This is a genomic window from Planococcus halotolerans (assembly GCF_003289955.1).
In the GTDB taxonomy this organism is placed as follows: domain Bacteria; phylum Bacillota; class Bacilli; order Bacillales_A; family Planococcaceae; genus Planococcus; species Planococcus halotolerans.
In genome coordinates this window covers 56,156-76,434 of sequence record NZ_QLZR01000004.1, presented here as the reverse complement: position 1 = coordinate 76,434, position 20,279 = coordinate 56,156, and the positions used below count along the sequence as shown (strand labels likewise).

Below are 20,279 nucleotides of genomic sequence, written 5' to 3'. Positions count from 1 at the left end.
ATTTCTACAACCGTTTTACTCTAGCCCTTTAGAATTATTCTGAACATTCAGTAATAGGCTTAATTCATCAAGCTGTTCTTGTGCAACTGGGCTTGGCGCGTTCGTCAACAGATCAGTAGCACTCGCTGTCTTCGGAAATGCAATGGTGTCACGAAGATTTGTGCGTCCTGCAAGCAGCATTACCAAACGGTCAAGACCAAAGGCAATTCCCCCGTGCGGAGGCGTTCCGTATTCAAAGGCTTCCATCAGGAAGCCGAATTGAGCGCGTGCTTCTTCTTCAGAGAAACCAAGCACTTCAAACATTTTTTCCTGAATGTCACGGCGGTAAATACGTGCAGATCCCCCGCCTAATTCAAAACCGTTCAATACAAGGTCGTAGGCTTGCGCACGGACATTTTGCGGTTCAGTTGACAATTTATCGATGTCTTCTTCATATGGCATTGTAAACGGATGATGTGCCGCGTAATAGCGTCCGTCTTTTTCATCATATTCGAATAACGGCCAGTCAGTGATCCACAGGAATTTATACACTGACTCATCGATCAAGCCAAGTTCTTTGCCGAATTTCATCCGCAAAGCGCCAAGTGCGTCAGCTACAACAGATTTTTTATCAGCAACGAATAAAAGAAGATCTCCAGCTTCAGCTCCAGCCGCTTCGATCAAGCCTTGGGCTGCTTCCCCTTCGAAGAATTTCGCGATCGGTCCTTTAATGCCGTCTTCTTCGACTTTCATCCATGCCAAGCCTTTTGCTCCGTAACGGCCTGCAAATTCACCAAGTGCATCAATATCTTTACGTGAATAGTTGGCTGCCTGGCCTTTGACGTTGATCAGTTTTACCTGGCCCTCGTTTTGGACTGCACCTGCAAAAACTTTGAATGAAGAATCCTTCACCAAGTCAGAAACATTTATAAGCTCCATACCAAAGCGGACATCCGGTTTATCCGAACCATAACGTTCCATTGCCTCTGTGTATTCCATCCGCTCGAATTTCGGCTCGATATCGATGCCTTTGACCTCTTTCATCATCTGCACCATCAAGCGTTCGTTCATTTCCAATATTTCTTCCATCGTTTGGAAACTCATTTCCATATCGATTTGAGTGAATTCCGGCTGGCGGTCAGCACGCAAATCTTCATCGCGGAAACAACGGGCAATCTGGTAATATTTATCGAATCCAGAAACCATCAGCATCTGCTTGAATAATTGCGGTGACTGAGGCAACGCATAAAATTCGCCATCATGCACACGGCTCGGCACCAAGTAATCACGCGCGCCTTCTGGAGTCGACTTCGTCAAAATCGGCGTTTCAACTTCCAGGAATCCTTCTTCATCAAGGAAGCGGCGAATTGACTTTGTTACTTCTGAGCGCATTTTGAAAGTTTCATACATTTCAGGGCGGCGAAGGTCCAAATAACGGTATTTCAATCTCAAGTCTTCACTGACATCCGTATTGTTTTCAATTGCGAACGGCGGGTTTTTCGCTGCATTGATAATGCTTGCTGAATCCACCTGAATCTCGATCTTGCCGGTCTTCAATGCCGTATTGATCTGACCGTCTGCACGTTCCACTACCAATCCTTCAATGTGGACGACGAACTCATTGCGCAATCTTTCACCAATTTCAACGGTTTCTTTAGAAATTTCTGGATTAAAAACTGCTTGAACAATACCCGAACGGTCACGGACATCAACAAATATCAAACCGCCAAGGTCGCGTCTTTTCTGTACCCAGCCTTTAATCGAAACGCGCTGCCCGATAGCAGTTTCGTTCACTTCACCACAATAATGCGTTCTAGTCATAACTATTCCTCCAATTGTTTCTTCACATTTTTCTTCTATATAAATAAAGCTGTTTTTTATCTATTCTCTAAAATTGCTCCCGCAATCGCTTCAAACTCCAGCTCCTGCTGTTCACCAGTCGCCATATATTTGAGAGCTACTTTTCCGGATTCGAGTTCTGTTTCACCGATGACAATGACGTAGGCCGCTCCTTTGCGATCGGCCGATTTCATCTGTGCTTTAACCTTCCGTCCGTTGAAGTCCATATCGGCTGAAATGCCGTTTGCACGGAGGTCACGAACCACCGTAAATGCTTTTTTCTTGGTCGACTCATCCATTGCCACGACGTAGACTTCCAAATCTGCTGACTGGCCGATTTCCACTTTTTCCATCTCCAGCGCCAATAAAAGACGTTCGATACTCATCGCAAATCCGATTCCCGGAGATTCCGGTCCGCCTAAATCTTCGACAAGGCCATTATAGCGTCCGCCGCCGCAAAGAGTGGTAATTGCGCCGAACCCTTCTGCGTCACTCATGATTTCAAATGCCGTGTGGTTGTAATAATCCAGCCCTCGCACCAAATTCGGATCAACGACATAATCGATGCCGAGCGCTTCAAGGTACCCTTTGACTCCGTCAAAATAGACTTGAGATTCCTCGTTCAAGTAATCCGCCAAAGAAGGCGCAGTTGCCATCAATTCATGGTTGCGGTCTACTTTACAATCAAGGATGCGCAACGGATTCTTTGTTAAGCGCGATTGGCAGTCCCCGCAGAATTCATCGATTCTAGGTTCAAAATGTTTGATCAACGCTTCTTTGTGCGCGATTCGGCTTTCTGTATCCCCAAGTGAATTGATGACCAGGCGCAACTGTTTCAAACCAACGGAACGATAAACTTCCATTGCCAGTGAAATAACTTCTGCATCGATTGCAGGGTCTTTTGAGCCGATCGCTTCAACGCCGAACTGGACAAACTGGCGCGTACGCCCTGCCTGCGGACGTTCATAGCGGAACATCGGACCCATATAAGACAGTTTCACCGGCTGATCCGGCAAACCGAATAATTTGTTTTCAACATATGAACGCACGACCGAAGCAGTGCCTTCCGGACGCAATGTCAACGAACGGTCGCCTCGGTCCTGGAATGTGTACATTTCTTTTTGAACGATATCCGTCGTATCACCGACGCCGCGCTGGAACAATTCTGTATGTTCAAAAACCGGCGTCCGGATTTCTTTGTATTGATAAAGTCTGCAAAGCTCATTGATTTTTTGTTCTACTTCCTGCCATTTGGCGGACTGTTCCGGCAGCACATCATAAGTGCCGCGCGGCAATTGAATATTCTTGCCCATGTCTTTCACTCCTCTTTTTTTCCATACAAAAAAGCTCCCGCCCCTTGCTTGCGCAAGGGACGAGAGCCTGTATTCAAGCTTCCGCGGTTCCACCCTAGTTGATGCGAAAATCTCGCACCCTCTCATTCCCGGATAACGGCCGGTTCCGTTTTCCCCTAGTAAATGCGGTATATAAATACCTTGCATCTTTCGAAGAAAAGCCTCTTAAGTGTTGTTCACCACACATTTCTGCAGGGAAGTTTGCAGCCTGGGACTTCCCCTCTCTTATCAGCCAATCATGCGGTTACTTTCTTCGTCATCGGCGTTTTAATTCATATAATAAGCTTAATCTTAAATTTTCCTATCCCCCTTGTCAACCTTTTTCACATTTCGTATGATTTATTTGCTAGAATAAATATACCGTCTTAAGAGGAGGTACTATATGAACCGTAAAACCACAATTGCATACATAATCCTGATTTTATTGATTACCCAGGCATTGCCTTTCCCTGATAATTCTACTGCGCTCGCCAATACTTCAGGAATTGAAGTATCGGAATCATCCATAAATGTACGAAGTGGCCCTGGCTTAAGTTATCCAGTAATCGCTTCAATGAAAAATGGAGATGCCGTAGATGAAGTTTCCAGAAGCGGCGATTGGATCGAAGTCTCCATTTCCGGCGAAACAGGCTGGATCGCATCCTGGCTGACGAAAAGCTCTGAACAGGCAGCATCAGCAGCATCCAGTAAAACTGCTGTATCTTCCGTAAACCGATTGAATGTCCGTGCACAGCCTAATCTTTCCGCCTCAGTCCTGGCGCAAATGAACGCAGGAGAGCAAGCGAATATTATCAACGATTCGGATGGCTGGGTTGAAGTCGAATTCCGTGGAAGCCGCGGATTTGTTTCGAAAGAATACATAAGCATCAACGACAATACGCAAGCGAATCCCGCTCCTGCCGCTAGCGACGTTTCTTCCATTGAAATCGCGGTGGATGTGCTGAACGTGCGCAAGAAAGCGGATCTCAGTTCTTCAAAACAAGGAACTGTCAAAAAAGGTGAAATTTATCCTGTCCTCGAACTTGCGGGCAATTGGGTAAAAATTCAACTGGACGGAGATAAAACCGGTTGGGTCTATTCATTCTACGGCCATCTGTCCAACGAAACTGTCGAGAAAAAGACCGACAGCAGTGTTGAAACCATAACCGTCCAGACAAATGGCACCAATATCCGGACACAGGCCTCCACTTCATCCGAAGTCGTCGCCCGTGCCAATGCCGGCGAACAATTAGCCGTTCTCGCCAAGCAAGGAGACTGGTATCAAGTACAGCTTTCCGGCGGCGGAACCGGCTTTATTGCCTCGTGGGTAGTTGCAGCAGGCGCGCAGGAAATCAAAGCTGAAAAAGAAAAAGCCGAACGAAAAAAAGGAACCTTGAACGGCCTTACGATAGTTCTTGATCCGGGACATGGCGGCAATGACGGCGGCACAGTCGGCGCCCGCAAAACCGAAGAAAAAGGGTTGACCCTGAAAACAGCGGAATTACTGGCTCAGCACCTTCAAGCCGCTGGCGCAGAAGTGCATATGACCCGCCAGTCGGACGTCTATGTCGATCTTCGTAAACGCGTGGCTGAAGGACATAACTCTGCGGCAGACGCCTTTATCAGCATCCATTACGATGCAACCGAAGACAGCACCGTCTCCGGATTCACGTCTTACTATATGCATGACTACCAGAAAGAACTCGCCAGTTACCTGAATGCCGGCCTCGGCAAGAAGCTGACCATCCGCGACCGCGGTGTGCAGCCGGGCAACTACCTCGTACTTCGTGAAAGTCGCCAGGCAGCGGTTCTTATCGAACTCGGCTTCCTTAGCAATTACAACGAAGAGCGCATCATTTCTTCCGAGCAGTTCCGCGAGCAGGCAGCACTTGGCCTGTATCAGGGAACCATCAATTATTTCGATGCACAATTGGAGAAATAAGAAAAAAGCTGTCCATTGCGGGCAGCTTTTTCTCGTTCTACTTTGAGTCAATTCAGTTGAGATGGAAAAATTATGCATTAAAGTTTTTTTAGTTGCGCGATTTGCAGTTTTAGTTGCGGTTAAAAGCTAGTTAGTTGCGGTACGCTTCTGTTTAGTTGCGGTTAACGGCCAATTAGTTGCGGTAGCAGAGAAATGCTCTTAAAATGGCCCGCAACAAAATGAAGCGACCCCTTAATACTTAAAAAAACGGCAATGCTGAACAATCAGCATCGCCGTTCTAACTTCTATTTCGATTCTACGATCATAGTCACCGGTCCATCGTTCACCAGTTCGACGTCCATCATGGCGCCGAACACCCCTTCTTCGACGCGCAGGCCTTCATTTCGGAGCACTCTATTGAAATAATTCCATAGAGGCTCCGCTTTTTCCGGCCGGGCGGCTTCTACAAAGCTCGGCCGGCGCCCTTTACGGATATCACCGTAAAGCGTAAATTGCGAGATGGATAGGATATCGCCGCCGTTTTCGAAAATCGAACGGTTCATCTTGCCATCTTCGTCTTCGAAGAGACGCATTTGCGCAATCTTGCGCGCACAATAATCAGCGTCTTTTTCTGTATCTTCATGCGTGATGCCGACGAGCAGCACATAACCGGATTCGATCGATCCGGTAACGCTGCCTTCGACGGTCACAGATGCTCTTTTGCTTCGTTGAAGAATAACTCGCATAATTCCTCCTTAATTCGTGACACGCGTTACCGAATAAACATCCGGCAATTGCTTGATCCGCTCCACTACCCGGTTCAGGTGTGAAATATGCGGAATCATGATTGACAGGTTGATGGTCGCGATTTTATTGTTGTCGGCACGGCCGCTGACGGCAACGATTGTCGTTTTCGTTTCGCTGACCATATGCATAACTTCGTTGATCAAGCCGGTGCGGTCATAGGCCTGCACTTCGATGTCGATTTGATAGGATTTATTTTCAGGTGTTTCACCGTTTTCCCATTCTACAGGAATGAGACGGTCGGTCTCATTGGCCTGCACATTCGGACAGTCGGCACGATGGACGGAAACGCCGCGGCCTTTTGTAATGAAACCGATGATGGCATCCCCTGGGACCGGGTTACAGCATTTCGACAGGCGGATCATCATGTTGTCGATGCCACGTACAATAACACCTGACTCGGTTTGTTTGCGCGGCTGGTTCGATTTCATCTCGACAGTGATTTTCTCGAGTGCTTCTTCCTGCTCGCGTTTTTTGCGTTCTTTTTCTGCAAGGCGGTTGACGACTTGCTGAGCGGTGATTCCTGTGAAACCAACAGCTGCATACATATCATCTTCACCGGCGAAATTGAATTTCTCGCAGACACGCTTGATGTTTTCATTGGTAAGAATGTCTTTCGGCACAAATTCCTGCGCTTTGATTTCGCGCTCGATCATTTCCTTGCCTTTTTGGACATTGTCTTCACGCAATTGCTTTTTGAAGAATTGCTTGATCTTATTTTTCGTCTGCGTCGACTTGGCGATTTTTAGCCAGTCGCGGCTTGGACCGAATGATTGCTTGGATGTCAGGATTTCAACGATATCCCCTGTGTTCAATTGGGTATCCAGCGGCACCATCTTGCCGTTCACTTTAGCGCCGATGGTTTTATTGCCAATTTCGGAATGCACACGGTAGGCAAAATCAATCGGGCAGGAACCTGCCGGCATTTCAATAACATCACCTTTTGGCGAGAATACATAGACCATATCAGAAAACAGGTCGAATTTAAGCGACTCCATGAATTCCTCGGCATTGTCCGACTCATTCTGGAAATCCAGGATTTCACGGAACCAAGACAGACGGGAATCGACGGAACTAATCGGCTTATCAGAAGTTTTTCCTTCTTTATAGGCCCAGTGAGCCGCCACACCGTATTCAGCTATGCGGTGCATTTCTTCCGTACGGATCTGCACTTCAAGCGGATCGCCCTGAGGACCGATCACTGTCGTATGCAGCGATTGGTAAAGATTCTGTTTCGGCATGGCGATATAATCCTTGAAACGTCCCGGCATCGGTTTCCATGTGGAATGGATGATACCAAGCACCGCATAGCAGTCCTTGATGCTTTCAACCGTAATGCGCACTGCCAACAAATCATAGATTTCGTTGAATTGCTTGTTTTGGATGGCCATTTTTTTATAGATGCTGTAAATGTGTTTCGGGCGGCCGAAAAGATCCGCTTTGATATCCACTTCATCAAGCTGGACGCGGATTTCATTCATAACATTGTTCAGGTATTCTTCCCGCTCGGTACGTTTCTTCTTCATCAGATTGACGATGCGGTAATATTGCTGTGGATTTAGGTAACGGAGAGCAGTGTCTTCGAGTTCCCATTTTATGGTGTTAATACCCAGGCGATGCGCAATCGGCGCGAAAATTTCAAGAGTTTCGTTGGCCTTGATGCGCTGCTTCTCAACCGACTGGTATTTCAATGTGCGAAGATTGTGCAGGCGGTCAGCGAGTTTAATGAGGATGACTCGTATATCCTGTGCCATCGCCACGAACATCTTGCGATGATTTTCCGCCTGCTGCTCTTCTTTCGACATATATTTAATCTTGCTCAGTTTCGTTACGCCGTCCACCAGCAAAGCGACTTCTTCATCAAAATCACGGACGATGTCTTCCCGGCTGACTTCCGTATCTTCCACGACGTCATGCAAAAAGCCCGCTGCTACCGTAGCGGGGTCCATTTCCAGTTCTGCGAGAATTCCAGCAACCTGTACCGGGTGCACAATATAAGGTTCACCGGATTTGCGGAACTGTCCCATATGGGCATCATATGCCACTTGATATGCTCTTCGGATCATTTCAACATTTTCTTCATTCATATACGAAGCAACAGTATCAAATACATCATCAGCTGTCTTTACTTGGTCTTTCGCCATAATTGCCCACCTTGCTCCTCTTTTTTCGAAAAGTATATCTACATATTATAGAAAACAATGGGGCTAATTGTAAAGCTTGGCTAACTGAAGAAAGATATTAATCCCCTGATTTTCACAGGAACTGGAAAACATGTCACCGATTAATTGAGATGCTTTACAAAGATTATGTTTCCGCCCGCAAAATATTATTTATTTGAACCGTCGAATCATCATTGCCTAGGTCCAACATCTCGGATGCCGAATTATAAGAATGAACATTTTGCACCAACACATTCCGGACATTCTTTTCGCCGGAAGCAATCGTTAAGTCAGTTTTCGCGCTCCTGAAACCCTGAATGCGCCCATTTGCCAGCGCGACATTGCCGGCCCGGAATTGAACCGAAGCCGCCGTCTCCCCCCGGTAATCATAATCCGGATCCCCTGCGAATAAAAAGCGGTTCACCGCCACATTCCGGTAACCCGATACTACCAATGCGCGCGGTGAAGAGTTTTTATACAGTTCGGTGTGGACCGGATGAATGGCCACCAGTTTCTGCGCCGTTATCGTAAACGCTGATTTCGACTCATCATCTTCCGCATGGTGATGTCCGATATGGCGAAAATTGAATGCCCTGTTATCATTCACTGACAGATGGCCTGAAATATGTACGCCTGCTGCAGCAGAAGAAGTGGCATGGGCTTTAATCTCAACTCCTCCAAAACAGCGCGCGCTTGAATTATTCACGAGCCAGACACGCCGGGAGCCGTCATCAATTTCAAAGCCGTTGGAATTGGAGAATCCTTTTTTATGGGAACGTCCGCCTGGATCATGAAAATGGCTGTTGGAAATGAAGATGAAATCGCTGTGATGCGTCGTCACCCCGTCATCTCCGAAACCATAACCGGTAACCTGGTCGAGCCAGACATATTGGCTGCCGCCTTTTGCCTTAGTCCCGTCCCCTGCATAACTATAGAAAGACGAGGAAATATCAAAACAATGAAGCCCAGGATTGATGGCTTCGACATTTTTCACCCAGCCGTTCTGCACATTTGCGAAAGTCAGGCAGCTGGAGAAATTATTGCCGGTTGCTGATTTTTGAGTGGGATCTAACCGTTCGATATTCCAATCCAGCGTCAGCCCCTCCACCGAAATATTACGGTTACCGCTGATCGGGTTTTTATTTGCGAGAAGCGTTCTGCGTCTTGGCGCATCATCGTGCAAGCGAATCACCGTCTTGCCTTTGCCGGCGCCGACTAACCGTGTCCAGGAAGGCAGATTTAATCCTTTAACTATATAGACTCCTTCCGGCACGAAAATTTTCTTGCCGCCGTTGCCGAACGCTTTCTTGAATGCGGCGGTCGAATCGGTCTGGCCGTCTCCGCGCGCTCCGAATTCCGTCACTGATATGTAATTGCCGGTTACTTTCTGCAGTCGGTCGTATTGGCGGTCGAGTTCCTTTTTCCAATAAGGATAAATCTGGTTTTCTTCTACTTGAAAGCCGATTTCTTTTTTGTCATCGATTGTGAAGTCGGTGGAAATTAATGACCAGAACCTTTCCTGGAGCGTTTTTTTACGCGTGGTTGTTTGCGGACTTACCTGCTTTCTGATTTGGTTGAACAGCTGCTGTGTTTCTTCGGTGATTTTTTTTAGCGGCTTATCTTCTATGTCCAACAGCAGGTCGATCAGCCGCGCATTATTAGATGGATAATGATTGTCATCCCATTTCAGCATAGTTGCACCTCTTTACTAATCGCTTTTCTTTCCATACCCGCTTGGGGAATAAAAATTCATAGAGGGTGTTTGTGTTATCTAATTTAAAATAAATCTCTCAACTTTCCACGGAAATATTTAACATAAATAAAATCCAATCTTTAATTCTCATGAAAGCACTTATCAAAATATCAGATTAATACTAAGTTGAGCATAAATCATGGTTTTCCGCGCACAAATCCTGTTTTGCGCACACAAATCTCATTCTCCGCACATAAATCTCGTTTTGCGCACATAAATTCCGTTTGCGGCTGACTTTGCTAAACTCATGAAAAAATAAAGAAAATATTTCCAGATATTATGACATGATTTCTTATTCCTCTAACAAAAAAACAACCCAAAACGCAATATGCGTCCCGGGCTGTCTCCATTTTTCATTAGTATTGCAATAAGGTACAGACTTCGTAGCCTTCGAGTTTGTCGCGGCCGTCGAGGTATGTCAATTCGATCAGGAATGCACAGCCGGCAACGATTCCGCCAAGCTGTTCGACAAGGTTAATCGTCGCTTCGATCGTTCCGCCTGTCGCCAAAAGGTCATCAGTGATCAGGACGCGCTGTCCCGGTTTGATGGCATCTTTGTGCATTGTCAGAACATCTTTGCCGTATTCAAGGCCGTATTCCGCGCGAATCACTTCGCGTGGCAATTTGCCTTCTTTGCGGACAGGGGCAAAGCCAAGTCCAAGTGCATAAGCAACCGGGCAGCCGATGATGAAACCGCGGGCTTCAGGCCCGACGATGATATCGGCATTCACTTGTTTTGCATACTCGACGATCTGGTCAGTTGCGTATTTATAGGCAGTACCATTATCCATCAAAGAAGTAATGTCCTTGAAACGGATTCCCGGTTTCGGCCAGTCTTCAACAATTGTAATATACTCTTTTAAATCCATACCTGTTCCTCCTTGGCAGACACTTTCGCGTCGAACCACTCTTTTAAGTCTCGATAAGATGCATACAGAAGCTTCTGTTCCAGGGCAATCTGTTGTTCACGCTTTTTGTAGCTCGGCGCTTCGGCCAAATCACGTTTGCCTGGAGATTCTGCAATCTCAGTAAGTCCATTGTTAAGTGTAACAAAACCGAGTTCAAAAAACACCTGCAACATGAAAAATAACGAATCACGCGTCCATCCTTTATGCTTCGCAAGTTCATCACAATGCTTTTTGAAGTCGAAAGTTCCACGTTTTTTAATGAAAGCAAACAGCCATTTAAATTGATCACGTGTTGGAATCTGCTCAAAATACTGTGATTCCTTCGCATAGAAATGCGCGTAAATCCGCTTCGGAGTCAACCTCTTCAGGACTTCCTCCAATTGTTCTTCCGATTCAGGCAGGTCCAGCAGCACAAGATGATGCTTGTCCCCTGCCAGCTCATCAATCGATTCAATCGAGTGGATCGGATGCGGTATCAAAGTTTTGAAAACCGCCACAGTTTCAGGATTAAATGCCAGGTAAACCTGGTCTTTTTCCGGAATCATCTTCGACCAGCGGGACACCTGACGGATGCCGCGGATGTCAAAAAGCTGCCATTGATCGGTCCGGATATCTTCAATCAGCATCTGTGCTTTTTTGCGGCCATTCCATTCATTGATTTGAAGATCGCCAATAACATCAATCAACACATCCGGCGTCAATTGATCACCAATTTCACCAATACCGAATCCAACAGCATCAAGTGTTGAACCGCCTGAAGCAAGTTCGACTTTCAAATGGTTCTGTGCAGCCCCGATTTTACGGATAGACGCTACTTTAACACCTTTGATATAAAATTTCGGTTTGGCAAAGCCCATGCCGAATGGCGCAAGAAAGCGCATGGATTCAATCGTATCGGTATCTATTTCCTCCAGCTGCACCGGAATATCGATATCGACAACCGGCACCAGGTCTTCACTTGTCAGACAAGCTTCCGCCTGTTTGTTCAAACGGCTGCGGAGCTCTGCCACATTTGCAGCTTCAAGCGTCATACCCGCTGCCATCGGGTGGCCCCCGAATGCCGGCAGGATATCACGGTTTTCCGCCAATTCGTTGTAAAGGTGGAAACCTTCAATGCTGCGTGCCGAACCTTTCGCTTTGCCCGTTTCCGGATCCAATGAAAGAACGATGGTCGGTCGGTAATATTTCTCAACCAATTTGGACGCCACAATTCCGACGACTCCCGGATTCCAGCCTTCCTGCTCGACGATGATGACATGCGGCGGCCCGTCCGGATATTGCGACTCTACTTGTGCTGTCGCTTCGTCCGCTATTTGCTTGACGATTGCCTGCCGCTCTTTATTCAGTACATCAAGTCCGTCTGCCAAAGAACGCGCCTGAGCCGCATCCTCCGTCAGCAGCATATCCACTGCCGGATCTGCATCCTGCAGCCGGCCGATTGCATTAATCCGTGGACCGAACATGAAGCCGATCGTTTCTTCATTGATTTCTTCCTGCTTGACGCCTGCGACTTCCGCCAGAGCCTCAATCGCGGGACGCGGCGTATCGCGCAATGCCTGCAAACCTTCTTTTACAAAAATACGGTTTTCCCCGTGCATCGGCACAAGGTCGGCAATGGTGCCGATCGCCACAAGCTCAAGCAGGTGGTCCGGCATTTCTTCGTATAACGCGTGTGCCATTTTGAATGCCACACCGACGCCCGCCAATTCGCCGAACGGATAATTCCCTTCCGGATGGCGCGGGTGGACAATCGCCAATGCATTCGGCATGGTTTCACCGATATCGTGATGGTCGCTGATGATTACGTCCATGCCAAGTTCGACAGCGAAATCCACCTGTTCGATGCCGGAAATTCCGTTATCGACCGTGACAATCAATTTCGCGCCTTTATCATATGCCTGCTGGAACAATTCTTTATTTGGGCCGTAGCCATGTTTAAAACGGTTTGGGATCATGAATGAAACATCCGCTCCCAAATCCTGCAAAACAGTCATCATGACGGCGGTGCTCGTTACACCATCCGCGTCATAATCTCCGTATACGATTATTTTTTCCTGGTTATCGACAGCTCTGCGGATACGCTCCACTGCGATGTCCATATCTTTCATCAAATAAGGATTATGTATGGCCGAAACGTCCGTCGCCATAAACGCGCGCGCTTCTTCTGCCGTACGGATTCCCCGAGTCACGAGGATTTTCGCCAGCACAGAAGAAAGGGATAATTCCTGTTGGATGTCCCGGACTGCCTGCTCGTCGGGCTCTGTTAAACGCCATCTTTTTTTGGATTCTATCATATCAGTCACTTCCTCACTGATTCATTATACAAGAAAAAACGGCAGACAAAAACCTTTCGGCGCAATTGCCGAAAGGTTTCTTGTTTAATAATTATTCCGCGGTTTTTCTTCGTAATTTTCAACACGTTCATCCCGCGTCACTTCATCGCTCGTAACGACCTGCGCATCCGGGGAGACGCCCGCTTTCTGGTACTCGGCGATTTCATTTTGCTGCGTAGCAATCAATGATTCCTTTACCGCCATTTCCTTCTGCAGGGATTTTACTTTGCGCTGTAAAGTATAACCTCGTGCGAGCGCCACTACTCCGCTCAACAGGAACCCGAGCAGTGCAGAAGCCAGAATGACCAGGATCAGCGGGAATTCAGCTTCTCCGAAAATATAATTTACTGGCACAGCGTCGACGTTGACGACTGCAAAGGCTGCGATGATAACTGCAAAAATAAGTGCGATCAGTAATAGCCATTGTATTTTCAAATCGTACAACTCCTTTCTGAATATAAAAAATGGAACAGGGTCATTTTTACTATACCCTGTTCCATTTCCTTTATAAACTTATTACACAACAGGCTCGTCAGAACCCCATTTTGTTTCCTGTTCTTTCTTCTCTACATCGATCGGGCCTTTTTTATTCAGTTCCTTCTTCTTAAGCACTAGCCACAACTGGGCTGCGATGAAGATGGATGAATAAGTTCCGGCAATCAAACCGATCAATAATGCGATCGAGAAGTTCGTGATGGAAGGTGCACCGAAAATCAGAAGCGCAAGAACAACCAGCACAACCGTCATGACGGTATTCACCGAACGGACAAGCGTCTGGCGCAAGGAAACGTTGACAACGTTCTCCAATTGTTCGACTGTCTCGATTTTCTTCATCCGTTTCATATTTTCACGGATCCGGTCAAACGTAACAATCGTATCGTTTATCGAATAACCGACTATCGTCAGAACCGCCGCGATAAATGTGAGATCGACTTCCAGACGCAGGAGACTGAATACCGCTACGATGAAGAACGTATCGTGAATCAACGCCACAATGGATGCAACACCCATGCGCCATTCAAAACGGAAGGCTACATAGATGATGATGCCAAGAGCGGCAATCGCCAATGCATATAAGGCATTTTGGGCAAGCTCAATGGAAACTTGATTCGAAACAGTGGAGACGTTTGGTCTCTGTCCGTACTCATTCATCGCAGCCTGTGTCAATTCGTCGATTTGATCCTGTGAGAAGTCATCCGTATAACGGGCAACGCCGATATCGGATTGATCTCCGGAAATAACCACGTCATCCGAAGGATAACCCGCCTCTTCAAGGAACTCTTCAACTTCCTGTTGGCTAAGCGCCGAATCAGAAGTTACTTCAACTCGCGTACCACCAGAGAAGTCAATTCCCAGATTCAACTGGAACAGTCCAAGCACAATTGCTCCCGCCGCAATCAATGCCAGTGACGCGGCAAAAAATTTATTGCGGTTGCCGGCAAAGTCATAACGGTCGAACGGTGTAGTCAAATCCGTAATCTCTTTCTCTTCAGAAGGACTATGGATTTTATCGGGTTTCAAACCGAACCAGCCGAATTTGCTGTCGAGGAATCCACTGTGGACCCAAAGCCCAAGCAATAGACGTGATCCCCAAACCGCTGTGATAAAGCTGGCAAGAATCGAGATGATCAATAGAGTCGCAAATCCTTTAACAGAACTAGTACCGAAATAGAACAATACAGCTGCCGCAAGAAGCGTCGTTACGTTGGCATCAATGATAGCCGAGAACGATGAACGTGCACCGATGCGGAACGAATCCTTAACGGATTTACCTGTCCGCATTTCCTCGCGGATCCGCTCGTATGTGATGATATTGGCATCAACTGCCATACCGACACCGAGCATGATTGCTGCGATACCCGGTAAAGTCAGTACCCCGCCGATCCATACAAATATCAATAGGATCAAATAGACATATACCGACAAAGTAATGAACGCAATAACCCCAGGGAAACGATAGAACACAAGCATGAACAATAACACGAGGCCGATACCGATTGCAGCGGCAAAGGTCGTTTTATCCAAAGCTTCTTCCCCGAACTGGGCGCCTACAGAAGTGGAATAGATTTCTTCCAGTTCAACCGGCAATGCACCGGCATTCAGGATACCCGCAAAGTTTTGGGTTTCTTCAACAGTGAAAGAACCTGTGATCTGGACGCTTGGTGAATTGATTCGCTGGCTGACAGTCGGAGCCGAAACAAATTTCGGATCTGCCTCCATCCGTTCTTCCTGGTAAGAATCCTCGCCTTCTTCAAAGTCCATCCAGATGACCAAAACGTTTTCTCCAGGAGGACGCTGTGAAATTTCGCCTGTAATTTCAGCGAATTTCCCTGGATCTTTCAGTTCAAGCGATACGATCGGCTGACCATTTTCATCAAATGTCCCCGTCGCTCCGCCTTCTTTAAGGTCAGAGCCATCCATCAGCAAATTATCATCTGCATCACGGAATGTAAGGTTCGCTTCCGTTGACAGAAGTTCCCGCGCTTCTGACTGATCTTCTATACCAGCCAGCTGCACCCGTATCCGATCATCGCCTTCAATCTGGATGACCGGCTCGCTGACACCAAGAACGTTGATCCGGTTCATTAACGCGTCCGTCGTGTCAGACAAGATCTCATTCGTGATTTCCGGTCCATCATTCAATGGCTGGACTTCATAAAGGACTTCAAAACCACCTTGAAGATCCAGTCCCAATTTAATGTCTTTAGCTATCGGTAAGCTTGTGGTGCCAATCATTCCTAACAGTACAATGACCAGTAAGAAAAAGGCTATTATACGACCTCTTGCTTTCATATGTATAGTTCCTCCTCATTATCTAAAACACAGCAACTTCATTATGAAACACGCATCAAAGCGTGTCAAATTCATTTTGGTTTTTTCTGGGTGGGCCGAAGCAGCTGTTCCAGATCATCGGAATTCCCTTCTGAAAACCAATTGTCTCCCTTAAAGCCTTCAATCTGGTGATAAGCCACAAATTCCGAAGCCCTCATTTCCATGATTTCATTGACCATTTCATGCAGCGGCATATCGCCGATATCTTTCTTGCGCCATTTCTTCTTAATCAAATATTGCCAAATATCTTCCGGTGTAAATGTATCGTAATCGGAAAACTGGAATTCCTCACATTTACTTTTTAAGAATGGCAATACGACATCATATTGCTCGGTATATTTCGGCATGGTTTTTCCCTCATTTATCAGTTGAATAAAGAAATAGTATATATACACCGCTTCGGCGCTTTGGACAAGCCTCTCGCAATAAGCCGAGAAGACCACTCGTCTTATTGCTCCGGCCAGTCCTGGGGCGCGCCTGCGCTAGAGAACTCTCTACAGATATGAAGCAAAACAGCGAAGACGCCCAGGGGAACAGAAACGGAGTTGGCTTTCCAACTCTGTTTCGAGCGAAGTGATGAGATCCACTCGGGTGAAGTGCAACGAGGCCGAGTTAGCTCAGCGCAAGCCCACAGGCAAGCTGAGCTGTTTTGCGGAATATCGTGTATTTAAATTATTTATTTAACTATTTTTTATTTGTTTGAACAATCCGTGAATTATCTCTAAAAAAAATCGCCTTCAGTTCGAAGGCGAAGATTTCTTAGACTGTCGTTTTTGCCTGATCCACAACGCGGGCAATTGCCTGGCGTTCGAATTGCATACGAGTACCGTCCGCAACTGTGATGTAGATTGTTGCATCATCCACAGCATCAATCGTGCCGTGAAGTCCCCCGATCGTAACGATACGATCGCCACGTCTCAATTCAGACTGCATGTTGGCCGTAGCCTTCTGGCGCTTCTGCGCTGGGCGGATAATAAAGAACCACATCAAAACGAACATTAGAAGTAAAGGTGATAAAGCAACTAAAGTTTCCATTATTCATATTCCCCCTTTCACTCTCTATCTGTGTCTTAGAAATTCTTTGCGTTTGGTTTATTGAAGCCGTAAGCCTCAAAAAATTCTTCGCGGAAATCTCCCAGGCGGTCCTCACGAATCGCTTGGCGCACCTGTTCCATTAAGTTTAACAGAAATTGCAGATTATGATAACTGGTAAGTCGAATTCCGAACGTTTCATCTGCACGAATTAAATGATGGACATAAGCACGTGTATAATTTTTGCACGTATAGCAATCGCATTTTTCGTCGATAGGGTTGAAATCACGCTTGAATGCTGCATTCTTGATGTTCAAACGGCCTGTGCTGGTCATCAATGTACCATTACGGGCAATGCGTGTCGGCAAGACACAATCGAACATATCGATGCCGCGGATTGCTCCGTCAATCAATGAATCAGGTGAACCGACACCCATCAGGTAACGCGGTTTATTCGCCGGCATCAATGGTGTAGTGAATTCGAGTGCACGGTTCATAACATCTTTCGGTTCGCCGACAGAAAGTCCGCCGATTGCGTATCCCGGGAAATCGAGTGACACAAGATCCTGGGCGCTTTGTTTACGAAGGTCTTCATACTCGCCGCCTTGAATAATGCCGAATAAACCTTGTACATCTTTGCGGGCATGCGCTTCTAAGCAGCGTTCTGCCCAGCGTGATGTACGCTCAACAGATGATTTCATATATTCATGGCTCGCTGGATAAGGCGGGCATTCGTCGAAAGCCATCATGATGTCTGATCCAAGGTCGTTCTGGATTTCCATCGCTTTTTCCGGGCTTAAGAATAATTTGTCGCCGTTCATGTGGTTGCGGAAATGAACGCCTTCTTCTTTGATATTGCGGAATTCGCTCAACGAGAATACCTGGAAGCCGCCGGAATCCGTCAGAATCGGACGGTCCCAGTTCATGAATTTATGAAGGCCGCCCGCTTCTTTGATGACGTCGTTTCCTGGACGCAGCCATAGATGGTAAGTATTACTGAGAATAATTCCTGCGTTCATCGCTTTCAATTCTTCCGGCGACATCGTTTTGACAGTCGCTTGTGTACCGACCGGCATGAAAGCAGGTGTTTCGAATGAGCCGTGAGGCGTATGGACGATGCCTAAGCGCGCGCCAGTTTGTTTACAGGTTTTGATGTGTTCATAACGGATTGCTTCAGTCATGATGAGTCTCCTTTTTCTGTGGTTCAATGAACATGGCATCTCCAAAACTGAAGAATCTATAGCGTTCATTTACTGCTTCGTTGTATGCGTTCAATATATTGTCTCGGTTTGATAAGGCACTGACAAGCATCACCAGCGTCGATTTCGGCAGATGGAAATTCGTGATCAACCCGTCGATTGCCTTGAAATCGTAGCCGGGGAAGATGAAAATGTCCGTCCAGCCGCTGTCTTCCTTGAGCTCGCCGCCGAATTTATTGGCTACGGATTCAAGCGTGCGGGTTGAAGTGGTACCGACCGAAATCACACGGCCGCCTTGTGCTTTTGTGTTATTGATAAGTTCTGCCGTTTCTTTATTGATGCGATAGAATTCAGCATGCATCTCGTGATCTTCAATCGATTCGACCGACACCGGACGGAACGTTCCAAGGCCGACATGCAAAGTGATAAAGGCGATATTGACGCCTTTTTCTTCAATCTTCTTCAATAATTCATCGGTAAAATGAAGCCCCGCAGTCGGTGCCGCAGCGCTGCCGCGTTCTTTTGCGAAAACCGTCTGATAGCGGTCCTGGTCCTCCAGTTTTTCGCGGATATACGGTGGCAACGGCATTTCGCCGAGCTGATCAAGGATCTCATAGAAAATCCCGTCATAGATCATTTTGAAATGGCGGCCGCCGTGGTCAAGAATTCCGGTGCATTCCGCACGTAGCAATCCTTCACCGAAGCTCACGACCGTGCCGACTTTCACTTTCTTCGCCGGTTTAACAAGCGTTTCCCATACATCATCTTCGATCTGTTTCAATAGAAGCAACTCGATATTGGCACCCGTGTCTTCCTTGACGCCCATCAGGCGCGCCGGAAGAACGCGTGTGTCGTTCAAAACGAGTGTATCTCCTTCATGCAGATAATCAATGATGTCGCGGAAATGCTTATGTTCGGTCTTGCCGCTTTCTTTATTCATGACCAACAGCCGGCTTGACGTGCGGTCAAGAAGCGGCGTTTGGGCAATCAATTCTTCAGGCAGCTCAAAATCAAAATCATTTACATTAAGTGTATTGGGTTGTTGTGTAGTTTTCATCATTCAGGCATCTCCAATTTAAAATGTTCGTAGGCTGTGGCTGTGACAGTTCGGCCTCTCGGGGTCCGCTGGATAAATCCGATCTGCAGCAGGTACGGTTCATAGACGTCTTCAATCGTCGTCGACTCTTCCCCGATGCTGGCTGCAATCGTATCCAGTCCGACCGGTCCACCGCGGAAACGTGAAATCATACCGGTGATCAGTTTATGGTCGATGTGATCCAGGCCAAGCGGGTCGACCTGCAGCATCTCCAAAGCCTGATCCGCCATGTCCATTGTAATCGAGCCAGTACCGCGCACCATCGCATAATCGCGTACCCGCTTCAACAAACGGTTCGCTATACGCGGTGTTCCGCGTGAGCGCCGTGCAATCTCAACAGCGGCATTCGGATCGATATCCGCTTCAAACAGTTTCGAACTGCGGACAACAATTTCAGTCAATGCTTCAGTGTCGTAATAATCGAGGCGTGCAAGCACACCGAATCGGTCACGAAGCGGCGCGGATAAAGCACCTGCCCGCGTCGTTGCACCGATCAAGGTGAAAGGCGGCAAATCGAGGCGCACAGAACGCGCCGTCGGTCCTTTGCCGACTACAATATCCAGGCAAAAATCTTCCATTGCCGGATATAGCACTTCTTCGATCGAGCGGTTCAGACGGTGAATCTCATCGATGAATAAAACATCTCCGGGTTCCAAAGAAGAAACAATCGCCGCCAGATCACCCGGACGTTCAATTGCCGGGCCGCTTGTCATTTTGACGCCAACTTCCATTTCGTTGGCGATGACCGCTGCCAGCGTCGTCTTGCCGAGTCCCGGAGGTCCGTAGAGCAGCACATGGTCCAGGCTTTCTTCGCGCATTTTCGCCGCTTCGATGAAAATCCCAAGATTCTGCTTCACTTTGTGCTGCCCGATATACTGGGACAGATATTGTGGACGCAACGATTGTTCAAAACGCTCATCAAATTCGGAAATTTCGCTTCCTATCACCCGTTCTTCCATGGTCTGCACCTCCTTTATTGTTTATGTTTCTTATATGAATAAAAAGTTATTTAAAAGCCGATATTCCGCAAAACAGCTTCGCTTTCCTGGCTGCTTGCGCCGAGCTAACTCGGACTCGTTTCACTTCGCCC

Annotated in this window: 15 protein-coding genes and 1 other annotated feature; of the genes, 1 reads left to right on the top strand and 14 read right to left on the bottom strand. The window is 47.2% G+C overall.

What is annotated here, in order from left to right:
- Window positions 1-15 precede the first annotated feature (15 nt).
- The gene (gene aspS / locus DP120_RS11175; protein WP_112223765.1) at window positions 16-1,800 is read right to left on the bottom strand and encodes an aspartate--tRNA ligase; all 1,785 of its coding nucleotides are present in this window, start codon (window positions 1,798-1,800) and stop codon (window positions 16-18) included.
- 56 nt (window positions 1,801-1,856) lie between these two features.
- Window positions 1,857-3,131 carry a histidine--tRNA ligase gene (gene hisS, locus DP120_RS11170; protein WP_112223764.1) on the bottom strand — a complete coding sequence of 425 codons (1,275 nt, stop codon included), beginning with the start codon at window positions 3,129-3,131 and terminating at the stop codon, window positions 1,857-1,859.
- A gap of 52 nt (window positions 3,132-3,183) precedes the next feature.
- Window positions 3,184-3,439, bottom strand: a binding site (T-box leader).
- 113 nt (window positions 3,440-3,552) lie between these two features.
- Here hisS and DP120_RS11165 point away from each other — a divergent pair.
- Window positions 3,553-5,091, top strand: coding sequence for an N-acetylmuramoyl-L-alanine amidase family protein (locus tag DP120_RS11165; protein WP_112223763.1), 1,539 nt, complete (start codon window positions 3,553-3,555; stop codon window positions 5,089-5,091).
- 284 nt (window positions 5,092-5,375) lie between these two features.
- Here DP120_RS11165 and dtd read toward each other — a convergent pair whose 3' ends face one another.
- The 12 genes from dtd to ruvB form a co-directional block, all read right to left on the bottom strand.
- Window positions 5,376-5,816: a D-aminoacyl-tRNA deacylase gene (dtd, locus tag DP120_RS11160; RefSeq protein WP_112223762.1), complete on the bottom strand. Its 441-nt coding sequence runs from the start codon at window positions 5,814-5,816 to the stop codon at window positions 5,376-5,378.
- 9 nt (window positions 5,817-5,825) lie between these two features.
- Window positions 5,826-8,018 (bottom strand): RelA/SpoT family protein, encoded by a 2,193-nt coding sequence (locus tag DP120_RS11155; protein WP_112223761.1) that lies wholly within the window; start codon window positions 8,016-8,018, stop codon window positions 5,826-5,828.
- 163 nt (window positions 8,019-8,181) lie between these two features.
- Complete coding sequence (locus DP120_RS11150) at window positions 8,182-9,729, bottom strand: glycosyl hydrolase family 28-related protein (RefSeq protein WP_112223760.1); 1,548 nt, start codon at window positions 9,727-9,729, stop codon at window positions 8,182-8,184.
- A gap of 416 nt (window positions 9,730-10,145) precedes the next feature.
- The gene (locus tag DP120_RS11145) at window positions 10,146-10,658 is read right to left on the bottom strand and encodes an adenine phosphoribosyltransferase (RefSeq protein WP_112223759.1); all 513 of its coding nucleotides are present in this window, start codon (window positions 10,656-10,658) and stop codon (window positions 10,146-10,148) included.
- Entirely contained in the window at window positions 10,649-12,991 is a 2,343-nt protein-coding gene (recJ, locus tag DP120_RS11140) for a single-stranded-DNA-specific exonuclease RecJ (protein WP_112223758.1), read from the bottom strand. The genes DP120_RS11145 and recJ overlap by 10 nt, the downstream gene beginning before the upstream one ends.
- An 84-nt stretch (window positions 12,992-13,075) precedes the next feature.
- Window positions 13,076-13,465 (bottom strand): LapA family protein, encoded by a 390-nt coding sequence (locus DP120_RS11135; protein WP_112223757.1) that lies wholly within the window; start codon window positions 13,463-13,465, stop codon window positions 13,076-13,078.
- Between the two features lie 81 nt (window positions 13,466-13,546).
- The gene (secDF, locus tag DP120_RS11130) at window positions 13,547-15,823 is read right to left on the bottom strand and encodes a protein translocase subunit SecDF (RefSeq protein ID WP_112223756.1); all 2,277 of its coding nucleotides are present in this window, start codon (window positions 15,821-15,823) and stop codon (window positions 13,547-13,549) included.
- 71 nt (window positions 15,824-15,894) lie between these two features.
- Window positions 15,895-16,209: a post-transcriptional regulator gene (locus DP120_RS11125; RefSeq protein WP_112223755.1), complete on the bottom strand. Its 315-nt coding sequence runs from the start codon at window positions 16,207-16,209 to the stop codon at window positions 15,895-15,897.
- A 412-nt stretch (window positions 16,210-16,621) separates the two neighbouring features.
- Entirely contained in the window at window positions 16,622-16,897 is a 276-nt protein-coding gene (gene yajC / locus DP120_RS11120; RefSeq protein ID WP_084246252.1) for a preprotein translocase subunit YajC, read from the bottom strand.
- Window positions 16,898-16,932: 35 nt separating this feature from the next.
- On the bottom strand, window positions 16,933-18,075 hold the full coding sequence (tgt, locus tag DP120_RS11115; RefSeq protein ID WP_112223754.1) for a tRNA guanosine(34) transglycosylase Tgt: 1,143 nt from the start codon (window positions 18,073-18,075) through the stop codon (window positions 16,933-16,935).
- Window positions 18,068-19,150 carry a tRNA preQ1(34) S-adenosylmethionine ribosyltransferase-isomerase QueA gene (gene queA / locus DP120_RS11110; protein ID WP_338046829.1) on the bottom strand — a complete coding sequence of 361 codons (1,083 nt, stop codon included), beginning with the start codon at window positions 19,148-19,150 and terminating at the stop codon, window positions 18,068-18,070. Before queA ends, tgt begins: the two co-directional genes overlap by 8 nt.
- On the bottom strand, window positions 19,150-20,148 hold the full coding sequence (gene ruvB / locus DP120_RS11105) for a Holliday junction branch migration DNA helicase RuvB (protein ID WP_112223752.1): 999 nt from the start codon (window positions 20,146-20,148) through the stop codon (window positions 19,150-19,152). Before ruvB ends, queA begins: the two co-directional genes overlap by 1 nt.
- Window positions 20,149-20,279: the final 131 nt, after the last annotated feature.